The 19,844-nt window shown below is 75.0% G+C and carries 14 protein-coding genes; 7 read left to right on the top strand and 7 right to left on the bottom strand.

What is annotated here, in order from left to right:
- Positions 1 to 13: 13 nt before the first annotated feature.
- The 7 genes from IO39_RS15250 to IO39_RS15220 are packed head-to-tail and all read left to right on the top strand — an operon-like array spanning position 14 to position 13,822.
- Positions 14 to 856, top strand: coding sequence for a class I SAM-dependent methyltransferase (locus IO39_RS15250; protein ID WP_052422925.1), 843 nt, complete (start codon positions 14 to 16; stop codon positions 854 to 856).
- Position 857: 1 nt separating this feature from the next.
- Positions 858 to 4,298 (top strand): AMP-binding protein, encoded by a 3,441-nt coding sequence (locus IO39_RS15245; protein ID WP_043622418.1) that lies wholly within the window; start codon positions 858 to 860, stop codon positions 4,296 to 4,298.
- The gene (locus tag IO39_RS15240) at positions 4,295 to 8,422 is read left to right on the top strand and encodes a non-ribosomal peptide synthetase (RefSeq protein ID WP_052422924.1); all 4,128 of its coding nucleotides are present in this window, start codon (positions 4,295 to 4,297) and stop codon (positions 8,420 to 8,422) included. The genes IO39_RS15245 and IO39_RS15240 overlap by 4 nt, the downstream gene beginning before the upstream one ends.
- The gene (locus IO39_RS15235) at positions 8,409 to 9,554 is read left to right on the top strand and encodes an acyl-CoA dehydrogenase family protein (RefSeq protein WP_052422923.1); all 1,146 of its coding nucleotides are present in this window, start codon (positions 8,409 to 8,411) and stop codon (positions 9,552 to 9,554) included. The genes IO39_RS15240 and IO39_RS15235 overlap by 14 nt, the downstream gene beginning before the upstream one ends.
- Complete coding sequence (locus IO39_RS58885; RefSeq protein ID WP_052422922.1) at positions 9,551 to 10,543, top strand: acyl-CoA dehydrogenase family protein; 993 nt, start codon at positions 9,551 to 9,553, stop codon at positions 10,541 to 10,543. Before IO39_RS15235 ends, IO39_RS58885 begins: the two co-directional genes overlap by 4 nt.
- Entirely contained in the window at positions 10,540 to 12,552 is a 2,013-nt protein-coding gene (locus IO39_RS15225; RefSeq protein WP_084772894.1) for a non-ribosomal peptide synthetase, read from the top strand. Before IO39_RS58885 ends, IO39_RS15225 begins: the two co-directional genes overlap by 4 nt.
- Before the next feature lie 13 nt (positions 12,553 to 12,565).
- On the top strand, positions 12,566 to 13,822 hold the full coding sequence (locus IO39_RS15220; RefSeq protein WP_157548353.1) for an MFS transporter: 1,257 nt from the start codon (positions 12,566 to 12,568) through the stop codon (positions 13,820 to 13,822).
- Between the two features lie 65 nt (positions 13,823 to 13,887).
- On the opposite strand, the gene IO39_RS15215 is transcribed toward IO39_RS15220, so the two are convergent.
- The 7 genes from IO39_RS15215 to IO39_RS15185 all read right to left on the bottom strand — a co-directional run bounded on the left by IO39_RS15215 (position 13,888) and on the right by IO39_RS15185 (position 19,815).
- The gene (locus IO39_RS15215) at positions 13,888 to 14,511 is read right to left on the bottom strand and encodes a response regulator transcription factor (protein WP_043622411.1); all 624 of its coding nucleotides are present in this window, start codon (positions 14,509 to 14,511) and stop codon (positions 13,888 to 13,890) included.
- Positions 14,508 to 15,638 carry a sensor histidine kinase gene (locus tag IO39_RS50635; RefSeq protein ID WP_052422920.1) on the bottom strand — a complete coding sequence of 377 codons (1,131 nt, stop codon included), beginning with the start codon at positions 15,636 to 15,638 and terminating at the stop codon, positions 14,508 to 14,510. The genes IO39_RS15215 and IO39_RS50635 overlap by 4 nt, the downstream gene beginning before the upstream one ends.
- 69 nt (positions 15,639 to 15,707) lie before the next feature.
- Entirely contained in the window at positions 15,708 to 16,373 is a 666-nt protein-coding gene (locus IO39_RS15205; RefSeq protein WP_052422919.1) for a response regulator transcription factor, read from the bottom strand.
- Complete coding sequence (locus IO39_RS15200; RefSeq protein WP_052422918.1) at positions 16,370 to 17,614, bottom strand: sensor histidine kinase; 1,245 nt, start codon at positions 17,612 to 17,614, stop codon at positions 16,370 to 16,372. The genes IO39_RS15205 and IO39_RS15200 overlap by 4 nt, the downstream gene beginning before the upstream one ends.
- On the bottom strand, positions 17,593 to 18,396 hold the full coding sequence (locus IO39_RS15195) for an ABC transporter permease (protein WP_043622408.1): 804 nt from the start codon (positions 18,394 to 18,396) through the stop codon (positions 17,593 to 17,595). The genes IO39_RS15200 and IO39_RS15195 overlap by 22 nt, the downstream gene beginning before the upstream one ends.
- A 40-nt stretch (positions 18,397 to 18,436) precedes the next feature.
- Positions 18,437 to 19,474 carry an ABC transporter ATP-binding protein gene (locus IO39_RS15190; protein ID WP_063765278.1) on the bottom strand — a complete coding sequence of 346 codons (1,038 nt, stop codon included), beginning with the start codon at positions 19,472 to 19,474 and terminating at the stop codon, positions 18,437 to 18,439.
- A gap of 8 nt (positions 19,475 to 19,482) precedes the next feature.
- Positions 19,483 to 19,815 carry a hypothetical protein gene (locus tag IO39_RS15185; RefSeq protein ID WP_043622406.1) on the bottom strand — a complete coding sequence of 111 codons (333 nt, stop codon included), beginning with the start codon at positions 19,813 to 19,815 and terminating at the stop codon, positions 19,483 to 19,485.
- Positions 19,816 to 19,844: the final 29 nt, after the last annotated feature.

Below are 19,844 nucleotides of genomic sequence, written 5' to 3'. Positions count from 1 at the left end.
CAAGGATGCGCACATGACCATGCTCCAGAACGCCCCGTCGTCCCCCGACGGCCAGACCGCACGCGACCAGGTCCGCGCCGTCTACCGGGCGATCGCCGCCGAGTACGACGAGAGGATCCCCGGCAACGGCCCGGCCGACGAGCTGTTCACCGACGCCGAGTTCACCTTCCTGCTCGACCGGATCAGGCCCTCCGACCACGTCCTCGACATGGGATGCGGCACGGGCCGTTTCACGGTCCCGCTGGCCGGCCGCGCCGCGTCCGTGACGGGCCTGGACCTCTCGCCCGAGATGCTTGAACAGAACGGGCGCAAACTGGCCGAGCGCGGGCTGCGCGCGGACCTGCGCCAGGGCGACATGACGGCGTTGCCGTTCGAGGACGGCAGCTTCGACGTGGTCACCAGCATGCTCGCCCTCATGCACCTGCCGCGCGAGGACCGCGAGGCGGTCTTCGCCGAGGCGGCCAGGGTGCTCAAGCCCGGCGGGCGCCTGCTCGTGGAGGTCAAGAACGCGGTGTTCGAGCGGTTGTACCGCGGCGACCGGTTCGCCACGGTGGACGTCACCGACGTCGACGCCGGGGAGCTCATCTTCACCCGGACGAAGGCCGGGCAGGAGTTCACCGCGCCCTGGCACAGCTTCAGCCCGGACGAGCTGTCGTACCTCACCGCCCGGGCGGGCATGAGCGTCGTGCACCTGCGCGGCGTCTCGCCGTTGTCGGCCTGGCTGGCCGATCCGATCCTCGGTGACAAGAACGTACGCGACACGGTCCAGCGCGTGGAGAGGACGCTCAGCGACGTGCCGCCCTTCAGCCACCTGGGCTACTACCTGCTGGCCGAAGCCGTGAAGCCCGTGCGCTGACATGGACGCCATCTCCCCTGCCCCCGGCCCGGCGACCGCCCCCGGCCCGGCGACCGCCCCCGGCCCGGCGACCGCCCCCGGCCCGGCGACCGCCCCCGGCCCGGCGACCGCTCCCGGCCCGGCGACCGCCCCCGGGCCGGGCCCGACACCCGGCCGGAGCACGGGAGTGTCCGGCCTGTTCGAGGAGGCGGCCCGCCGCCGGCCGGGCGCCCCCGCGCTCATCACCGGCGACCGGATCCTCACCTTCTCCGAGCTGAGCACGCGGGCCGGGGAACTGGCGGTCTTCCTGCGGGAGCGGGGGGCCGGCCCCGGCCGCGTGGTGCTGCTGAAGGCGGAGCCCACGCCGGAGGCGGTGATCGCGATCCTGGCCGTGCTCCGCACCGGCGCCGCGTACGTGGCCGTGGAGCCCGGCACCCCCGCCGCGTGGCTCGACGCCGTCGTGGCCGACGCCCGGCCCACCGTCATGCTGTCCACGGACGCGGGCGACGGCCTGTCCGCGGGCGCGGGTGACGATCGGCGCTGGCTGTGCGTGCCGGCGCCGGGGGCGGGCGGCGAGCGGCCGTCCTGGCCCGTGCCCGCCGACGCCGAGGCGATGATGTACGTCGTCTTCACCGCCGGCAGCAGCGGCCGGCCGAAGGGCGTCGTCACCACCCACCGGGCCTGCCTCGCCCGGCTGGCCCAGATCTGGCGGGCCTACCCGCCGGCCCCCGGCGAGCGCGCCTGCCTCAGCGCGGCGCTCACCTCGTCGGACTCGGTGCGGCAGATCTTCGGCTCGCTGCTGGAGGGAACACCGGTGGTCGTCCCCCGGCGCGGCAGCCGGCGCGACCCGGTGCGGCTCCTGCCCGAGCTGAAGAGGCACGGGGTGACCCGGATGCTGGTCACGCCGTCGCTGCTGCGCTCGCTGCTGACGCTGGCCGAAGACCCGGCGGCGGAGCTGGGCGGGGTGCGGCGGTGGTTCCTCAGCGGCGAACCCGTCTCCGCCGGGCTGCTGCGCCAGGCGCGGGCCGCCCTTCCCGCCGCCCGCTTCACCAACCTGTACGCCACCACGGAGGCCCCGGTCACGTTCGGCGACGTCACGGGGGAGGAGGAGGTGGTCACCGTGGGGCGGCCTCCGGCGGGGACGGAGCTGCTGCTGCTGGACTCCGGCCTGCGGGAGGTCTCCCCGGGCGAGGTGGGCGAGGTGTTCGTCGGGGGAGAGGCGCTGACCTCGGGCTACCTCGGCAACCCGGAGGCCACCCGCGCCGCCTACCTGCCGCACCCCGCCCACCGGGACCGGCGGCTGTACCGCACCGGCGACCTCGGGCGGCTCACGCCGGACGGCGAGCTGGTGCTCCTCGGCCGCCGTGACGGCCAGCTCCAGGTCCGCGGGTACCGGGTGGAGGCCGAGGCCGTCGAGGAGGTCCTGCGCGGCCACCCGGAGGTCGCCGAGGCGGCGGTCGCCCTGCGGCCCATGCCGGAGGGCCGGCAGGCGCTGGTGGCTTACTGCGCGCCCCGGCCGGGAGGACGCTTCGACCCGGCGGACGTTCTGCGGCACGTACGGGAGCGGCTGCCCCACTACATGGTCCCGTCGCGCTGCGTCCCCCTCGACCGGGTGCCGCTGTCGCGCAACGGCAAGATCGACCGCCGCCGCCTCCCCACCGAGGACGTGCCCGCAGCGGACACCCTGCCGGCTGCGGACACCCTGCCCGCTGAGGCCCTCACGCCCGTCGCGGACGCCGACCCCACGGCGACCGGCGACCTTGCGGCGGGCGCCGGCCGGGCTGCGGAACGTGCTGCCGGAGGAGACGTCCCACCGGTCCGGCGGCGGATCACGGAGTTGTGGCGCCAGGCGCTCGGCCACGTGCCCGCAGCGGACGCCGACCTCTTCACCGAGGGCGCGGACTCCCTGAGCGCCGCCTTCGTCACCGGCCGGCTGCGCCGCGACGGTCTCGACCTCACCGTGCAGGACGTCTTCGACACCCCCACCATCCAGGGCCTGACCCGCCTGGCCGAGCAACGCACGCACCGGCCCTCGCACGAGAAGAACCCGGAACCGGGCGGGCCGGTCCCGCTCGCGCCCTCGCAGCGCGGCATCTGGTTCGACACCCAGCTCGACCCCGATTCGGACGCCTACACCATCGTCAGGGCCTTCGAACTCTCCGGAGCGCTCGACGAAGCCGCCCTGCGCGCCTCCGTGGAGCACCTGGTCGCACGGCATGACGCGCTGCGCACCAGCTTCCCGCTCCTGGACGGCGAACCCGTCCAGGAGGTCCACCCGGAGCCGCGGATCGCCTGGACGCACCCCGGCGACCCGGCCCGGCCGCCCGGCGACTACTCGCGGCTGCCCGGTGATCCCGCCCGGCTGTCCGGCGACTCCGTCCGGTTGCTCGCCGAGCTGGCCGGGCGGCCGTTCGATGTCGAGCGAGGGCCGCTTGTCCGCGTGGCGCTGAGCCGGACGGGCGCGTCCCGATGGTTCTTCGCCGTGGCCTTTCACCATCTGATCTGCGACGACATCTCGCTCCAGGTGTTCTTCGACGAGCTCGGCCGCTGCTACCGGGCCCTGGCGGCGGGCACGGCGCCCGAGCTGCCCGAGCTGCCCTGCGGCTTCGGCGAGGCCACGAGAAGGCGCCTGGACACCGAGCGGGACGCCGCCGCGCACGACCGGCTGCTCGCGTACTGGCGGACGACGCTGGCCGGGCTGCCCGAGGTGCCGGGTCCGGCCCGGCGCGGGGCGTCCCAAGCCGTGGTGCCGCGCTGGGACCTGCGCATCGGTCCCGACCGGCTGGCCGCCCTCATGACGCGCCTGCGCGCCGGCGGGCACACCCTGCCGACGGCGCTGCTGGCCGCCTTCGCCGCCGCGCTGCACGAGCACACCGGGCGGACGGACGTGGTCGTGGCGATCCCGATGGCGGGACGCGACCTCCCCGAGACCGAGCGCCTCATCGGCTGCTTCGTCAACGTCGTGCCCGTACGCGTCTCCCTCGCGGGCGGGCCGGACCGCGACGTCCTGCTCGGCAGGGTCCGCCGGGCCCTGGTCGGCGCGTACGCGCACCAGGAGCTGCCGATCGGTGAGATAGCCGCCGCGGCGGGAAGCCCGGGACGGCTGCCCTGGGACGCCTGCCTCAACATCGCTCCCGGCGAAACCCCGCGCCCGAACCTCGAAGGCGTCTCGGCCGTGCCGGTCCAGCCGCCCACGAAGGCGACCCAGTACGAGATCGAGCTGGAGATGGAGCGCGACAGAGGCGGGCTGGACGTACGGCTCCGGCTCGGACCGGGTTTCGGCGCCGAAGACGGCACCCACACCGCCGGGGCGGAGCTGGCCGCCTGTCTGGCGCGGCACGTAGACCGGTGGACCACCCCGCCCGCCGACGGTGGCGGCAACGGCGCGAGCACGAGCACAGGCACGAGCACAGGTACGAGCGCGAGCACAGGCACGAGGACGAGCAAGGAGTCCGTCACATGACCTCCCTGCACGAGCACGAGCACGAGCAAGGAACCCATCACATGACCTCCCACGTCCGGCGGGACCTGCTGCCGCTCTCGTGCCAGCAGGAACAGCTCTGGTACCTGGAGAACCTGAACCCCGGCACCCCCACGTACACCATGACCTGGGGCCTGCGGCTGAGCGGCGGGCTCGACGAGGCCGCGCTGCGGGGCGCGCTCGACGACCTGGTGGCCCGGCACGACACGCTGCGCACCACCTTCACCGACACCGCGGACGGCCCCCGGCAGGCCGTGACCGGCGAGCCGCGGATGCCCCTCACGGTCACCGACCTCACCGCGCTGGAGCGGCCGGAGCGGGAGCGGCGGATCTCGGCGGCCGGGACGGACCTGGCCGCGACGCTCTTCGACCTGCGGCGCGGGCCGCTGGTGCGGGCCCGGCTGCTGCGCCTGGCGGCGGACGACCACGTGCTGATCGTCGCGTTCCACCACATCATCGTCGACGGCTGGTCCCTGAGGACGCTCGGCGACGACCTCGCCGCCCTCTACAACGCCCGGCGGTCCGCCCGGCCCGCCCGCCTGGGGGCGCCGGGCAGATACGCCGACTACGTCGGCTGGCAGCGCGACGCCCTGACCGGGGACCGGCTGGCGGAGCTGACCGAGCACTGGAAGCGCCGGCTCCACGGCTCCGTCGCGGCGGAGGTGCCCCGGGACCGGCTCCGTCCCGGCCACGTGCTCCACCGGGGAGAGCACGTCAGGCACCGCCTGAACGCCGGGACCGCCGCGGCGGTCAGGAGGCTGGCCGCCGCCCAGGGATGCACGCCCTTCATGGTGCAGGTCGCCTGTTTCGTCGCCGTGCTCAACAGGTACAGCGGCCGGGACGACCTCACCTTCGGGCTGGCGGCCGCCAACCGCACGCCGGAGCGGTTCGAGGACACGGTGGGCCTGCTGGTGAACATGCTGGCGCTGCGCGTGGACGTGAGCGACGACCCCGCCTTCAGCACGCTCGTGCGCCGCGTGCGCGGCGTCCTGCTGGACGGGCTGGCCCACCAGGAGTTGCCGTTCAGCCACGTCGTGCAGGCGGTCAACCCGGCCCGCGACCTGAGCCGGGCGCCGCTGTTCCAGATCGCGGTCAACTCCGGCGCGGAGATCGACGTGCCGCCGGAACTGGACGGGCTGCGGGTGACCCTGCTGCCCGAGCGCACCCGGGCCGCGCGCAACGACCTCACCGTCACGTTCGGCGAGGACGGCCGCGAGGACCGGCGTGAGGACGCACGGGGGGAGCGACGCGAGGGCGGGCACGAGGACGGGCACGAGGACGGGCACGAGGACGGGCACGAGGACGGGCACGAGGACGGGCACGAGGACGGGGGGAGCCTCACCGTCACGGCCGAGTACAGCTCCGAGCTGTTCGAGCGGGCCACGATCGAACGCCTGCTGCGCCACTTCGCCACGCTCCTGACCGGCGCGCTGGCCCTGCCCGACTGCCCGATCGGCCGGCTGCCCATGCTGAACGACGAGGAGCAGTGGCAGGCGATCCACGGGCGCAACGCCCACGTCCGGCCGTGCGCGGACCCGGAGCCGCTGCACCGGATCTTCGAGCGGCGGGCGCGCGAACGGCCCGACCGGCCCGCCGTCTCCGACCCGCGGCACACGCTCACCTACGCCGAGCTCGACGCGCGGGCGAACGCGCTCGCGCACCGGCTCCGCGAGCTGGGGGCGGGCCGGGGCAGCCTCGTGGGGATCTGCCTGCACCGCTCCGTCCGGGTCGCCGTGGCCGTGCTGGCGACGCTGAAGGCCGGCGCCGCCTACGTCCCGCTCGACCCCGCGGCCCCCGCCGCGCGCATCGCCACGATCCTCGAGGACGCGCGGTCGCCGGTGGTCATCGGCGAGGGCGCGCTGTCCCACCTGGTACGGCCGTCCGGCGCGACCCTGGTGGACCTCGACCGCTGGGACCTCGAAGCCGCCGGCGCGGCGGCGGCCCCGCCCGGCGTCCGCGGCGACCCCGAAGCCGCCGCAGGAGCGGCGGCCCCGCCCGGCGTGGAGACCCGGCCGGACGATCTGGCCTACGTCATCTACACCTCCGGATCGACGGGACGGCCGAAGGGCACGCTGGTCGCGCACCGGAACGTGACGGCCCTGCTGCACGCCGCCGGGCCGCTGTTCGACCTCCGCGAGAGCGACGTCTGGGCGCAGTTCCACTCCTACGCCTTCGACGTGTCGGTCTGGGAGATGTGGGGGGCGTGGTCGCACGGCGCCCGGCTCGTCATGGTGCCCGACCCGGTGGCGCGCTCGCCGGAGGAGCTGCGCGAGTTCCTCGCGGAGCAGGGCGTCACCGTGCTCTGCCAGACGCCGACCGCCTTCGCCGGGCTCGACCGCGCCGACGCCGCCGCGCCGTCCCACCGGCCGCTGCGGCTGAGATACGTGCTCCTGGCCGGCGAGGCGCTCGACTTCTCCCGGCTGCGGGACTGGTTCGCGCGCCACGGCGACCGGGAGCCCGTCCTGGTCAACCTGTACGGCCCGACGGAGACCACCGTCTACGTGACCCGGCGCGTCCTGACGGCCGCCGACGCGCGGGCGGGCGGCAGCCTGCTGGGCACCGGCCTCCCCGACGCGCGCACCTACGTCGTCGACCAGCGGCTGCGCCCGGTACCGGTGGGCGTGCCCGGGGAGCTGCTCATCGGCGGGGAGTGCGTCGCCCGGGGCTACCTGAACAGGGCGGAGCTGACGGCCGAGCGGTTCATCCGGTACCCGCCGGGCGGCGGCGAGCGGTGCTACCGCAGCGGCGACCTGGTCAGGGCGAGGGCGGACGGCGACCTGGAGTATCTGGGCCGGATGGACGACCAGGTCAAGGTGCGCGGGTTCCGGGTCGAGCCCGGGGAGATCGAGGGCGCGCTCCGGTCGCACCCGTCGGTGCGGGACGCGGCGGTGGTGGCCAGGGACGGCGAGAGCCTGTGCTCGTACGTCGTCCCGGCCAACGGCCGCGTGCCGCACCGCGACGAGCTCGGGGCGTTCCTCGCCCGCAGCCTGCCGCCGTACATGATCCCGGCCGCCTTCGTCCCCGTGCCCGCCCTGCCGATGAACCAGAACGGCAAGCTCGACCGTGACGCCCTGCCCGCGCCCCGCGCCGAGCGGAACCTGGCCGGCGCGCCCGCCGAGCCGCGCACTGGGCAGGAGCGCGAGCTGGCCGATCACTGGCGGGAGACGCTCGGGCTGGCGGAGGTCGGCATCGACGACGACTACTTCGTGCTCGGGGGCCACTCCCTCGGCGCGGCGCGGCTGATCGCCTGGGTGCGCGAACGCCACGGCACGCGGGTCCCGCTGCGGGACTTCCTCGCCGCCCCCACGATCCGCGCGCTCGCCCGGCACGTCACCGAGGGACTCGACAACGAGGGGCACGGCGAGGGACGTGACGGCGAGGCCGGGCATCGCTGCCGGGTCACGCTGAGCGCCCCGCCCGGCTCCCGGGCGGAGCTGACCCTGGTGCACCCGGCCGGCGGGTCGGTCCTGTGCTACCGGGAGCTGGCCCGGGAGCTGGCCCCCGATGTGGCCGTCACGGCCTTCCAGTCGCCGATGCTGGAGGGCGGGCCGTGGCTGACCGGCGTCGAGAGCACGGCCGAGCACTTCCTGGCGGAGCTGGACGGGCGGCCCGCGCTGCTGGGCGGCTGGTCGTTCGGCGGGACGGTCGCCTTCGAGATGGCCCGGCGCCTGGCGGCGGAGGGCGGGTGGACGGGCCCGCTGATCCTCATCGACACCGCGCCGCCGGGCAGCCTGGACGAGGACGACGAGAGCAGCGCGGCGCAGTTCCGCACGTACGTCGAGCGGGCCACCGGCACGGGCTTGCCGGACATCACGGAGGCGGAGCGGGACGTCCACCTGTCGATCTTCCGGACGCACGCCTACGCCCAGCGGGACTACCGCCCGGCCGGCCCGCTGCCCGGCGACATCGTCCTGTTCAGCGGCGCCGACCTGCCCGACCCGGAGCGGTGGCGGGCCCACACCACGGGACGGCTGACCGTCCGCCGCCTGCCCGCCGACCACTACCAGCTGATGGAGCCGCCGCACGCCGGGGCGATCGCCCGGTACACGGGGCAGCGGCTGCGCGCGTACACGAGGGACTGCCATGGAACCCATGCTCACATCTGACGAGCGGCGCTTCCGCGACGACGTCGCCGCCCTGCTCGGGCGGCAGGAGGTCAGGGCGGAGTGCGCCGCGCTGGCGGCCGCCCCCGAGGAGGACGGGCACCCCAGACTCACCTACCGCCTGCTGGGCGCGGAGGGCATGCTGGCGCCGGACTGGCCGCGTCAGTACGGCGGGCTGGACGGGCCGGTCACCTACCAGGCGATCCTCCAGGAGGAGCTGGCCCGTCACGACATCCCCGACACCGTCTTCGTCAACGCCGTCAAGAACGCCGGCGCGCTGCTCATGCTGGCGGCCGACGCCGGGCAGAAGGCGCGGCACCTGCCCTCCCTGGCGGCCGGCACCGCCACGATGGTCCTGCTCTACAGCGAGCCGGAGGCCGGTTCCGACCTGGCGTCACTGCGCACCAGGGCGGAGCGGGTGGCCGGCGGGTGGAGGATCACCGGGGTCAAACGCCCCAGCGTCAAGACCCGGTCGGCGGACCACGGCATCGTCGCCGCCCGCACCGCGGAGACCGGGCGGGCGGAGGCGGGGATCACCCTGTTCGTCGTCGGGATGAGGGACGACGGCGTGCGCGTCACGCCGCTGGAGACCTTCAACGCCGAGCCCTTCTACGAGGTCGCCTTCGACGGGGTGTTCGTCGAGGACCGCGACGTGCTCGGCCCCGTCGGCGGAGGGTGGTTCATGCTCTCCGCCGGGCTGGCGATCGAGCGGACCGGCGTCGACTACAACGCCAAGGCGCGACGGTGGCTGGACATCGCGGGCGAGCGGATCAGGACGGCCGCCCCCGGCCGGGCAGAGCTGGCCGACCGGCTCGCCGATCTGCGCACGCAGGCGGCGGCTGGCCGGCTGCTCGCCTGGGGGCTGCTGGAGCGGCAGGTCGAGGGTGAGCTGTCGGCCGAGGAGGCCGCCATGTCGAAATGGTTCAACGCGGAGCTGGGCGCCAAGGCCGCCCGGCTCTGCCTGGAGGCCGACGGCACGTGCGCGCTGCTGGAGCGCGGGGAGCCGGGCGCGGCCCGGGACGGCGTCGTCGCCGGGATGTTGCGCGAGGCGCCCGGCCTACGCCTGTCGGCCGGGACCTCCGAGGTGATGCTGCACATCGTCGCCTCCGGCCTGGGACTGGGAGGGACGTCATGAGCGTCACGGGTTTCGGCGGCGAGGGTCACGGGCCCGGCAGGGGCGTCATGGACCGGGAAAGGCTGCCGGCGGGCGTCACGGGTTTCGACGACGGTGACGCGTACCGGCTCGCGGTGCGGGCCGGTCTGGCCGGCGACGCGTACGCGACGGTGGAGCGGCGCCTGACGGCCGGGCTGCTCGCCGTCCACGGCGTGCCGCTCGACGCGCAGAGCACCGCGCTGCTGCCCGCCGACACCGCCGCCAACGCCGCCAACGCCGACGCCGCCGACACCGCCGCCTCCGCCCACGACGCCGCCCCCGACGCCGACCCCGCCGGCGACAACGCCGGCGGCAAAGGCCGGTGCTGGGACTTCGTCGTGGGCGCGGGCGCCGCCTCCTGGTTCCTCGCCCCCGGGCCCGCCCTGGTGCTCTTCGAGCGGGCGGAGGTGAGCTGCCACCGCCGGCGCTCCCTGCTGCGGGAGGAGCACCACGTCGTCGACGCCACCGGCGCGGCCGGCCGCGTGCTGTGCGACCGTCCCGGCTGCGCCTGCTGTGGCCTGGCCACCGCGCGGGCCCGCTGCGGCACGGCCGGCTACCTCTGGGGCATCGCCAGGGCGTCGGTGGACGCGGCCGTCGACCGGGTGAAACACCGCCGGCAGTTCGGCCGGGCCATCGGCGACAACCAGGCGGTCGCCTTCCGGCTCGCGGCGCTGGCCGCGCGCCTGGAGGCGTTCGCCCGGCTCGGTGAAGCGGTGGCGGGCCGGCTCCCGGACACGGCGGAGCCGCTGCGGCATGCGTCGGAGCTGCTCGCCGCCTGCGCCGACCTGGCCCTGGAGGCGAGCGCGGAATCGCTGCATCTGCACGGCGCCGACGGCCTGCTCGTGTCCGAACGGCCCGAGGACCTGCACCGCAGGGCGCTGGCGTTCGCCGTGCGGCACGGATCACCGTCGCGGCTCCGGATCGAGCCGCAGGCAGATGGACCGGCATATGGAAGGGGCGAATCCCGATGACAAGCACCGTTGCCTCCGGCGGCGTGCTGCTCGACCCGCGTACCGTGACGCTGCACGGCCTGGTGGAACGGCAGGCGGCGCGAACCCCGGACGCCGTCGCGGTGAGCGGGCCGGACGCCGCCTGGACGTACGCGGAGCTCGACGAGCGGGCCGGGCGGATCGCCGCCGGGCTGCGCGAGCACGGGGTGCGGGCGGGGGACCTGGTGGGGATGGCCGTGGAGCGCTCCGCCACGGCCGTGGCCGTGATCCTCGGCATCCTGAAGCGGGGGTGCGCGTACGTGCCCCTGGACCCCGCCTATCCCGAGGAGCGGCTGCGGCTGATCGTCGAGGACTGCGCGCCGCGTGTCGTCGTCCAGTCCGAGCTGGAACCGCCCGGCCTCGGGGCGGCCCGGACCGTCGACGCGGGCCACCTGCTCGCCGCAGCCGCCCCCGAGCCGCACGCGGACGTGGCGGGCGTGGACGTGGCGGGCGCTGGCGGGGCGGGCGCTGGCGGGGCCGGCGTGGACGTGGCGGGCGTGGACGTGGCGGGCGCGGAGGACGCCGCGTACGTCATCTACACCTCCGGATCGACCGGGCGGCCCAAGGGCGTCGTCGTGCCGCACCGCGGGATCGTCAACCGCATCCTGTGGGAGGGCGCCGTCTACCCCACCGGCCCGGACGACGCCGTGCTGCTGCACACGTCGCTGAGCTTCGACATCTCCCTCTGGGAGATCTTCACGCCGCTCAGCACCGGGGCCAGGGTCGTCGTGGCCGACCCGAGCTACCGCGACGACCCGCGGTATCTGGTGGACCTCATGCGGGAGGAGGGCGTCACGTGCCTGGCGCTCGTGCCGTCGTTGTTGCAGGCGCTGCTGGACGAGGAGCCCGGCCTCGGCGGCTGCCCGGGGCTGCGGGAGGTCTTCTGCGGCGGCGAGCCTCTGCCGCCGGCGCTCGTGCGGCGCTTCTTCCGCGCGACCGGCGCCGGCCTGCACAACATGTACGGCCCGACGGAATACTCCATCGACGCCACCCACTGGGACTGCCGGCCCGAGGACGCCGACGCGAACGTGCCCATCGGCCATCCGCTGGCCAACACCCGGCTGTACCTCCTGGACCAGGACGGCCGCCCGGTCCCCGACGGCGACCCGGGTGAGCTGTACGTCGCGGGAGCCGGCCTGGCGCTGGGCTACCTGAACCGGCCGGACCTCACCCGTGAGCGGTTCGTTCCCGAGCCGTCCGGCACGGGACGCATGTACCGCACCGGCGACCTCGTTCGCCGCCGCCCGGACGGCGCGCTGGAGTTCCTGGACCGCGTCGACGACCAGGTCAAGGTGCGCGGTTTCCGGGTGGAGCCGGGCGAGGTCGAACGGGCGGTCCTGGCGGTCGAAGGCGTGGGGCGCGCGGCCGTCGTCACGATCGGGGAGGGCGCGGACGCCCGCCTGGTCGCCTACGTCGTCACCACCGCCCAGCACCCGGAAGCTACCACCCCCCGGGACCCGGAGCCCACCACCGCCCAGCACCCGGAGCCCACCACCGCCCGGAACCCGGACCCTGACGGCGGCCAGCGTCCGACGCCGGCCGGCGCCCGGAGCCCGGAGCGGATCAGGGCGATTCTCGCCGAGCGTCTGCCCGACTACCTGGTCCCTTCCCTCGTCGTCCCGCTCGACAGGATTCCCCTGGGGCCGACCGGGAAGGTGGACAAGGCCGCTCTTCCGCCGCCCGGCCGCGAGTCCGGGCCCAGGAAGCCGGAGCCCGCACCAGAGCGCGGGCCCGAGCGGGTGCCGGACGGCACAGGCGGGCCGGGGACGGAAGAGGGTGTGGTGGCCGGGATGTTCGCCGAAGTCCTCGGCCTGGACGAGGTGCCCGCCGACGGCGACTTCTTCGCACTCGGCGGCAACTCGCTGCAGGCCGTGCGGCTGCTGAACAAGCTGCGCAAGCACGCGGCGCCCGACCTGCCACTGGCCGTCCTGGTGGAGCGGCCGACCGTGGAGGGGATCGCGGCGGCGATCCGTGGCGACGATCAGGCGTGAGGATGACGACGACATGACGGGTTGGTGGCGCGGATCGGTTCTGGCCAAGTCCCCTGGGCTGCGGCGCATCACGCTGAGCACCCTGCTCTCCGGCACGGCCGACCAGTTCGCGCTCATCGCCCTCATCTGGCTGGTGTTCGAGAGCACCGGCTCCCCGGCCGCGATGGGGTTCCTGGTGCTCTGCAACCGGCTGCCCGCGGTGATCTCGGCCCCGCTGTGCGGGCCCCGCCTCGACCGCGGCAACGCCGTACGGCTCGTGATTTACAGCTACCTGATCCGGGCCCTGTGCCTGGTGGCCTTTCCCGTCCTGTTCGTGTACGACCTGCTGAGCCTGCCCGTCATCCTGGTGCTCGCCACCGTCATCGGAGCCGCCTACCCGCTGGCCGACGTGGGCGGGCGCACGCTCATCCCGAGGGTGGTCGACGAGTCCGACCTGCCCTCCGCCAACGGGCTGATGTCCATGGGCGACCAGTTCCCGTACCTCATCGGGCCCGCGCTCGGCGGCGCCTTCGTGGCGCTGGCGGGGCCGTGGTCCCTGCTGCTGTCGGCCGCCGCCTGCCTGCTGGCCGTGCTGCTCATGCGCGGGGTACGCGCCCACGCGCCCCGGCCGCACGGCGCCGGGCAGGCGCCCTCCGGCGGCCCCGCCGGCTGGTTCGGCTTCCGCCCCCTGCTCAGCGACCCGGCCGTGCGGGCGCTCGTCCTGCTCACGTTCGTGTACTTCCTGGCGTACGGGCCGCTGGAGCCGGCGCTGCCGCTGTACTCGCGCGACTTCCTGGCGGCGGGCGCCGTGGGGTACGGCCTGCTGTGGTCGGCGATCGGCGCGGGCGCCCTCGCCGGCCTGGTCACCGTCCCGTTCCTGGCGCGCCGGCGCCCCGGCGTCGTCAACGCCATGGGCGCCATCCTCTGGGGCGTCCTGCTGTTCCCGCTCATCCTGGTCGACACGCTTCCCGCGGCCATGCTGATCCTCTTCGTGGCCGGCTTCGTCTGGGCCCCCTACGTCGCCACCGAGGTCAGCGTGGTGCAGCGGCGCGTGCCGGCCTCCAGCCACGGAGCCGTCTTCGGCGCCCGCAAGGCCCTGCTCGTCATCGCCTCCCCGTCGGGCGCGGCGTTCGGCGGCCTGCTTCTCGAAGGCATGTCGGCGACCTCGGTGATCCTGCTCTCGTCCGTGACGTGCGTCCTGGCCGGCGCCGTCTGCCTCGCCCTCCCCTCCGTCCGCGCCGTCCTCCCCCCACCCCGCAGACCACCCCCCGTCCCGGCCCGCCCGAACTGACCGCCACCCGCCCGAGGACCTTCACCCACGCCGCCCGCCGGGGTCGCACGGCGGCAGGCGCCGGGTCAGGTGTGGCGGAGGCCCTCTATCCAGCCGGACTCGACGGCGATGCGGACGGCGTCGGTTCTGTTGCGGGCGCCGGTCTTGGTGATGACGCTGGAGATGTAGTTGCGGACCGTCGCCGCCGACAGGTGCAGCTCGGCGGCGATCTCCCCGGTGGTGGCGCCCGAGCCGACCAGGCCCAGCACCGCCGCCTCCCGGTCGGTGAGCGGGGTCGTGGTGGCGCTCATCGCGGCCAGGGCCAGGGAGGCGTCGATCATGCACTCGCCGGCGGCTACCCGGCGGATGCTCTCGGCCAGCCGGTCGGTGGGGGAGTCCTTGAGCAGGAAGCCGCTCGCGCCCGCCTCCATCGCCCGCCGCAGCAGCGTGGTGCTGGCCAGGCCGGTGAGGATGAGCACGCGGCAGGCCGGCATGGCCTGCCGGAGGCGGCGGGTGGCCTCGACGCCGTCCACGCCCGGCATCTCGATGTCGATGACGGCCACGTCCGGCGCGCTGGCCAGGGCGTGCGGGACGACCCGGTCGCCGCGGTCGGTGTCCGCCACCACCTCGATGTCGCCCGTCAGGTTCAGCAGGGCCGTCAGGGCACCCCTGACGACGCCGTGGTCCTCTGCCAGCAGGACGCGAATCACCGGTAACCACTCTCCCGATCGTGTACGGCGGGCACCCGCACCCGCACCTCGAACCCGTCCTCGCCCGTGCGGCCCGCCTCCAGGGAGCCGCCCAGCCGCTCCACCCGCCGGCGCAGCCCGGCCAGGCCGGAGCCGGGACGGCCGCCCGCGTCACGGCGGACGCCGTCGTTGCGGACCAGCAGCCGCACGCGCCCGCCCGCCTCCTCCAGCTCGATCAGGCAGTGGCGGGCGTCGCTGTGCCTGACGATGTTCGTGGCCGCCTCGCGCACCATCCAGCCGAGCGCGTCGCCGGTCTCCTTGTCGATCTCCTTGACGCCCAGGCGCAGGTCGCAGCGCGCGCCGCTGAGCTCGATCAGCGCGACGGCCGCCGACAGCTCCGCGCCGAGATGGAGGGAGCGCCTGGCCTCCACCACGTCGCCGATCTCCGCGCGGGCCTCGCGGGCGATGGCGACCGTCGCCTCCACCTCGGCGGCGGCCCGCCGCCTGTCCAGGCCGACCAGGGCCAGGGCCAGCTCCGTCTTCAGGGCGATCGAGGTCAGCGTCTGGCCGAGCAGGTCGTGCACCTGTCCTGCCAGGCGCAGCCGGTCCTGGTCCAGGGCCATCTCGGCGAGCGCGACCCGCAGCTCGCGCAGCTCGCGCACGAACCGCGCGTAGTGCACGATGCCGGCGGCGACCACCGAGGCGACCAGCACGCCGGCGCTCCGCTGCGCGGCGGGCAGGGCCACCGGGTCCCACGCCGCGACCGTCAGCGGGTACTCGGCGGCGGCCACGGCCAGCAGCACGGCGACGCCGTACCGGAAGGGCAGCAGGAGCAGCCCGGCGGTGGCGACGATGAGCGGCGTGTAGACCCAGACCGAGCCCTGGAGCGGCATCGCGCCGTAGATGACGACGGCGAACAGCAGGAAGGTACGCGCCCGGTGGGGGCCCTGGCTCGTTCCCGTGATGTGCCGGGCGACGATCCTGGCGTACACCACGAGCAGGCCGCCGAGCAGCACGACCGCCAGGAGGGCCCGGCCGGGGTCGCCGATGAGCAGGAAGGCGAGCGGGGTGAGCCCCCACAGCGCCCCGGTGGCCGCGAGGACGGCCGTGGTCAGCCACCGGACCTGTGCTTCGCTGTCCTGGACCACAGGCGGGCTCCCGCGGGTCGGGGTGCGTCGTGATTTCGTACTGATCGTGACGCCTACCTGGCCTCCGAATCAACCGCCGGCGGCCTGCCCGTCGTCCGGCCGGCCGCCAGAAGCCGCCCCGTCGTCCAGCCAGCCGCCGGCCGACGCGATGCGCACGGCCTCCTCGTCGGTACGGGCGCCCGTCTTCAGGCGCGCGGCGGCCAGGTAGTTCCTGATGGTGTGGACCGACAGGCCCAGGGTGCTCTGCAGGTCGCTGCCGCGCCGGCCGGCCGCGACGGCCGACAGCACGGCGACCTCCCGCGCGGTCAGCGGGTTGTGGTCGATCTCCGGCTCGCCCCCGTCGGCGGCCACGTCGAGGTCGATGTACCGCTCGCCCCTGGCCACCACCCGGATGGCGTCGGTGAGCCGGTGCGCGGGCGCGTCCTTGACCAGGAACCCGCGCACCCCCGCCGCCATCGCCCGCTCGAAGTTGCCGGGCGTGCCGACGCTGGTGAGGATCAGCACCGGCGGCGGCTGCTCCAGCTCCCTGATCAGGCCGGCCGCCTCCAGGCCGTCGATGCCCGGCAGCCCGATGTCCAGCAGGGCCACGTCCGGCCGGCAGCCGACGACGGCGGGCACGATCTCGTCGCCCCTGGACACCTCCTCGACCACGCGGATGTCCCGCTCCTCCGACAGCAGGGCGATCAGCGCTCCCCTGATGAGGTCGTGGTCCTCCGCGATCAGAACTTTGATCATGTCCGGTCTCCTGTAGCAGAGGTGAGTGCGGCCGCCGGCTGACGGCCGGGAACGTCCATCGACAGCGTGAACCAGCCGTCCTCGGTGTGCCGGGCACAGCTTCCGCCCACCTGCGCGAGCCGCTCGTCCAGCCCGGCCAGGCCGCTCCCGCCCACGGCCGGCTCGCTCTCGCGGGAAGCGCCGCCGTCCCCGGAGGCGCCGCTTCCGGCAGCGCCGTTCCCCGGGCCGCCGTTCCCGGAAGGGCCGCCGGACGGGCGTACGCCGTCGTTGGCGACCGTCACCGTGACCCGGTCACCCCGGGGCTCCACGCCGAGCAGGCAGACGGTGGCGTCGCTGTGGCGCAGCAGGTTGGTGGCCGCCTCGCGCACCGCCCAGGCCAGCGCCACGCGCACCTGCGGGGACAGCGTGGCCGGCAGCTCGGCGAAGTCGCACCGTACGCCCGCCGTCTCCAGCACCCGGCGCACCCCGCTCAGCTCCCGCTCCAGCGACATCTCGCGGTAGCCCTTGACCACCGCCCGCACGTCGTGCAGCGAGCGCCGCGCGATGTCGTGGATCTCGGTCAGCTCGCGGCGCAGCCGCCCGATCTCCTCGGGCGGGATGCGCGCGCCCAGCTCGGTCCGCATGGCGATGACCGAGAGGTTGTGCCCCAGAACGTCGTGCAGCTCGCGGGCGAACCTGAGCCGCTCCTCGGTGACGGCCAGCTTGGCGGCCTCCTCGCGGGCCCGCTGCAACTCGGCGAGCAGGGTCGCGAAGATGGTCAGGCCCGCGAGCGCGCCGGCCGTGAGCAGGTTCTGCAGCGAGCCGAAGAGCGCCCAGTCCAGGTCCTGCGGAATCGACAGGGCCAGGCCGGCGGCCAGCGAGGCGAAGAAGCCCGCCGCCGCCCACCACCCCCGCAGCGTGACCGCGAACACCAGAGGCAGCATGAACCCGACGCTCAGCCAGGTCGGACCGGCCGCGTACGGCACGGCGAGGGTCAGCGCGCACATGCCGCCCAGCACCGCGAGGTCCCACCGGGAGCCCAGGTCGAGCACGGCCCGCACCGCCAGCCACAGGTAGCAGCCGGTGAGGCCGATCACGAGGACGACCGCCGTCGCGGCCCTGCCCGCGGGGTACGCGCCGAGCGCCGCGGCCAGCGGCACGGCCGCGAAGGCCGCCATGCCGACGAGGAAGACCCCGGCCGTGACCCGGGCCAGCCGCACGGTGCCCGGCCCGACACCCCTCAGCCTCTGCGAGGCTCCCACTTGAACCACCTCTTCGCGGCGAGCAGTGCCAGGACGAGCCAGGCGGCCAGCACGAGCCACCCCGGCCACATGACCACGAAGCCCTCCAGGACCCCGACCCTGGCAGGCAGGCCAGGACCCGTGTGCCCCACGTAGTCCCGCCCCAGGTAGGCGGTGCTGACCCCCTCGGCGATCCGCCCGAAGGGCAGGAAGGACGAGACGGTACGCAGCCATTCGGGGAACGCCGCCACGGGGTAGGCGAACCCGGACAGCCCGATGGCGAGCAGCAGGAACGGCAGGCTCACCACGACCGTGGCGCCCTGCGCGGGCACCCGGCCGCTCACCGCGACGGCCATCGCGGCGAACACCGCGATCCCGAGGAGCACCGTGACCACCAGCAGGGCGGGGTTGGCCGGCAGCGTGATGCCGTGCGCGGCCCTGGCCAGGCCCACGATCAGCGCCAGTTGCAGCAGGCCGACCGAGAGCACGGTGAGGATCTCCCCGCCGAAGATGGCCAGGTCGGGCAGCTCCGTGCCGCGCAGCCGCTTGAGTATCAGCAGTTGCCGCCGCATGACGAAGGACTCCACCAGCGTCATGAAGCCCAGCGTGGCGATGCCCATCACGATCACGCCGGTCATGATGGAGACCGCCACCGGCGCCCCGCTCCTGCTCCCGCCCGGCACCATCAGCGGCATCAGCCCGCCGAACAGGACGGGGAAGAACAGCGCGGCGCCGACCGCGATCGGCGTCCGCCAGAACAGCGTCTGGGTCAGCCGGAAGTGCGCGAGGGTGTAGGCGGTCACGTCCCGGCCTCCTGCCCTGGCGCCGGGAGGGTGCGGGCGGTCATCTCCTGGCCTCCTGCCCATGCGCGCCGGCGGTGCGGCTCGCGGTGTCGTCGGCGGCGTCGCCCGGGGTGTGGTCCGGGGTGTGGTCCGGGGTGTGGTCCGGGGTGTGGTCCGCGATGTCGAGGAAGACCTCCTCGAGCGTGGCCTGGCGCACGTCCAGGCCGCTGAGCCGGAGGCCGCGCGCCTGCGCCCACCCGAGCACCGCGTGCGCCACCGACTCCGGCTCGGCGGTCAGGATCACGCATCGCCGCCCGGTCACGGTGAGCGTGTCCCGCTCGCCAACCGGCAGGCCCTCGGGCGAGGCCCCGTCAGGCAGCCCGTCAGGCAGCCCGTCAGGCAGCCCGTCAGGCAGCCCGTCGGGCAGCTCGAAGGCGACCCGGCCCGAGCCCCGGCCCAGCACCTCGGACATCGTGCCCTGGGTGACGATCCGGCCCCGGTCCATGATGGCCACCCGCCCGGCCAGCTCCTGGGCCTCCTCCAGGTAGTGCGTGGTGAGCAGCACCGTCATGCCGTCCGCCGCGAGGTCCCTGACCAGGTCGCGCACCCTGCGCCGGGACCCGGCGTCCAGCCCCGTGGTCGGCTCGTCGAGGAACAGCAGGTCGGGGCGGCCCAGCGTGGCCAGCGCGATGTCGAGCTTGCGCCGCTCGCCGCCGGACATCCGCTTGACCCGCGTCCCGGCCTGGCCGGACAGCCCCACCAGCTCCAGCGCCTCGGCCACCGGCCGGGCGCCGGAGGTGAACCTGCGCCACGCGGCCACCGTCTCGGCCGCCGACAGGTCGCCGAACAGCCCGGACTCCTGCAGCACCAGGCCCATCCTGGCGCGCGGGGCGGCGCGCCCCGCCGGGTCCTGGCCGAAGACCCGCGCCGTGCCCTCCGACGGACGCAGATAGCCCTCCAGGATCTCGATCGTGGTGGTCTTGCCCGCCCCGTTCGTGCCGAGCAGGGCGAACACCTCCCCCTCACCCACGTCGAAGGAGACGCCGTCCACGGCGACGAAGTCCCCGTAGCGCCGGCGCAGCCCCGAGACCTCGATCACCGGCCCGCTCACTGCGCGCCGCCCGGCGGGTACGTCAGCGACTCCGCGCACATGCCGGGATCGCAGCCGATCGTGATGGGGACGCAGCTCTGCGTGGAGATCGTGCCCACCGTGGAGCCGGCCGCGGACTCCAGGTCGGCGATGTCGAACTCGCCCTCCGGCTTGGGCGGCAGCGGGGGAGTGGGCACCCCTTCGGGGTAGGCGATGCCGTACTGGCTCAGCAGGGCCCTGGGCTCGGCCTCGTAGCGGCCGCGCAGCTCGTCGTCCTCCCACGCCGCCGCCACCAGCCTGGCGAACTTCCTGCGGTCCTCGTCCCCGAGGACGTAGACGCTCTCGGCCATCAGACCTCTCTTTCTGTACGGCGACCGGA

Origin of the sequence: Nonomuraea candida, assembly GCF_000725485.1 — a bacterium.
GTDB lineage: Bacteria > Actinomycetota > Actinomycetes > Streptosporangiales > Streptosporangiaceae > Nonomuraea > Nonomuraea candida.
The sequence above is the reverse complement of the archived record's forward strand: the minus strand, read 5'-3'. Positions and strand labels throughout refer to the sequence as shown.

What these genes read in the sequence shown, in the direction of transcription:
- IO39_RS15250 (WP_052422925.1), top strand. Translation starts at nt 14, where the DNA reads ATGACCATGCTCCAGAACGCCCCGTCGTCCCCCGACGGCCAGACCGCA.
- IO39_RS15245 (WP_043622418.1), top strand. Translation starts at nt 858, where the DNA reads ATGGACGCCATCTCCCCTGCCCCCGGCCCGGCGACCGCCCCCGGCCCG.
- IO39_RS15240 (WP_052422924.1), top strand. Translation starts at nt 4,295, where the DNA reads ATGACCTCCCTGCACGAGCACGAGCACGAGCAAGGAACCCATCACATG.
- IO39_RS15235 (WP_052422923.1), top strand. Translation starts at nt 8,409, where the DNA reads ATGCTCACATCTGACGAGCGGCGCTTCCGCGACGACGTCGCCGCCCTG.
- IO39_RS58885 (WP_052422922.1), top strand. Translation starts at nt 9,551, where the DNA reads ATGAGCGTCACGGGTTTCGGCGGCGAGGGTCACGGGCCCGGCAGGGGC.
- IO39_RS15225 (WP_084772894.1), top strand. Translation starts at nt 10,540, where the DNA reads ATGACAAGCACCGTTGCCTCCGGCGGCGTGCTGCTCGACCCGCGTACC.
- IO39_RS15220 (WP_157548353.1), top strand. Translation starts at nt 12,566, where the DNA reads ATGACGGGTTGGTGGCGCGGATCGGTTCTGGCCAAGTCCCCTGGGCTG.
- IO39_RS15205 (WP_052422919.1), bottom strand. Translation starts at nt 16,373, where the DNA reads ATGATCAAAGTTCTGATCGCGGAGGACCACGACCTCATCAGGGGAGCG.
- IO39_RS15185 (WP_043622406.1), bottom strand. Translation starts at nt 19,815, where the DNA reads ATGGCCGAGAGCGTCTACGTCCTCGGGGACGAGGACCGCAGGAAGTTC.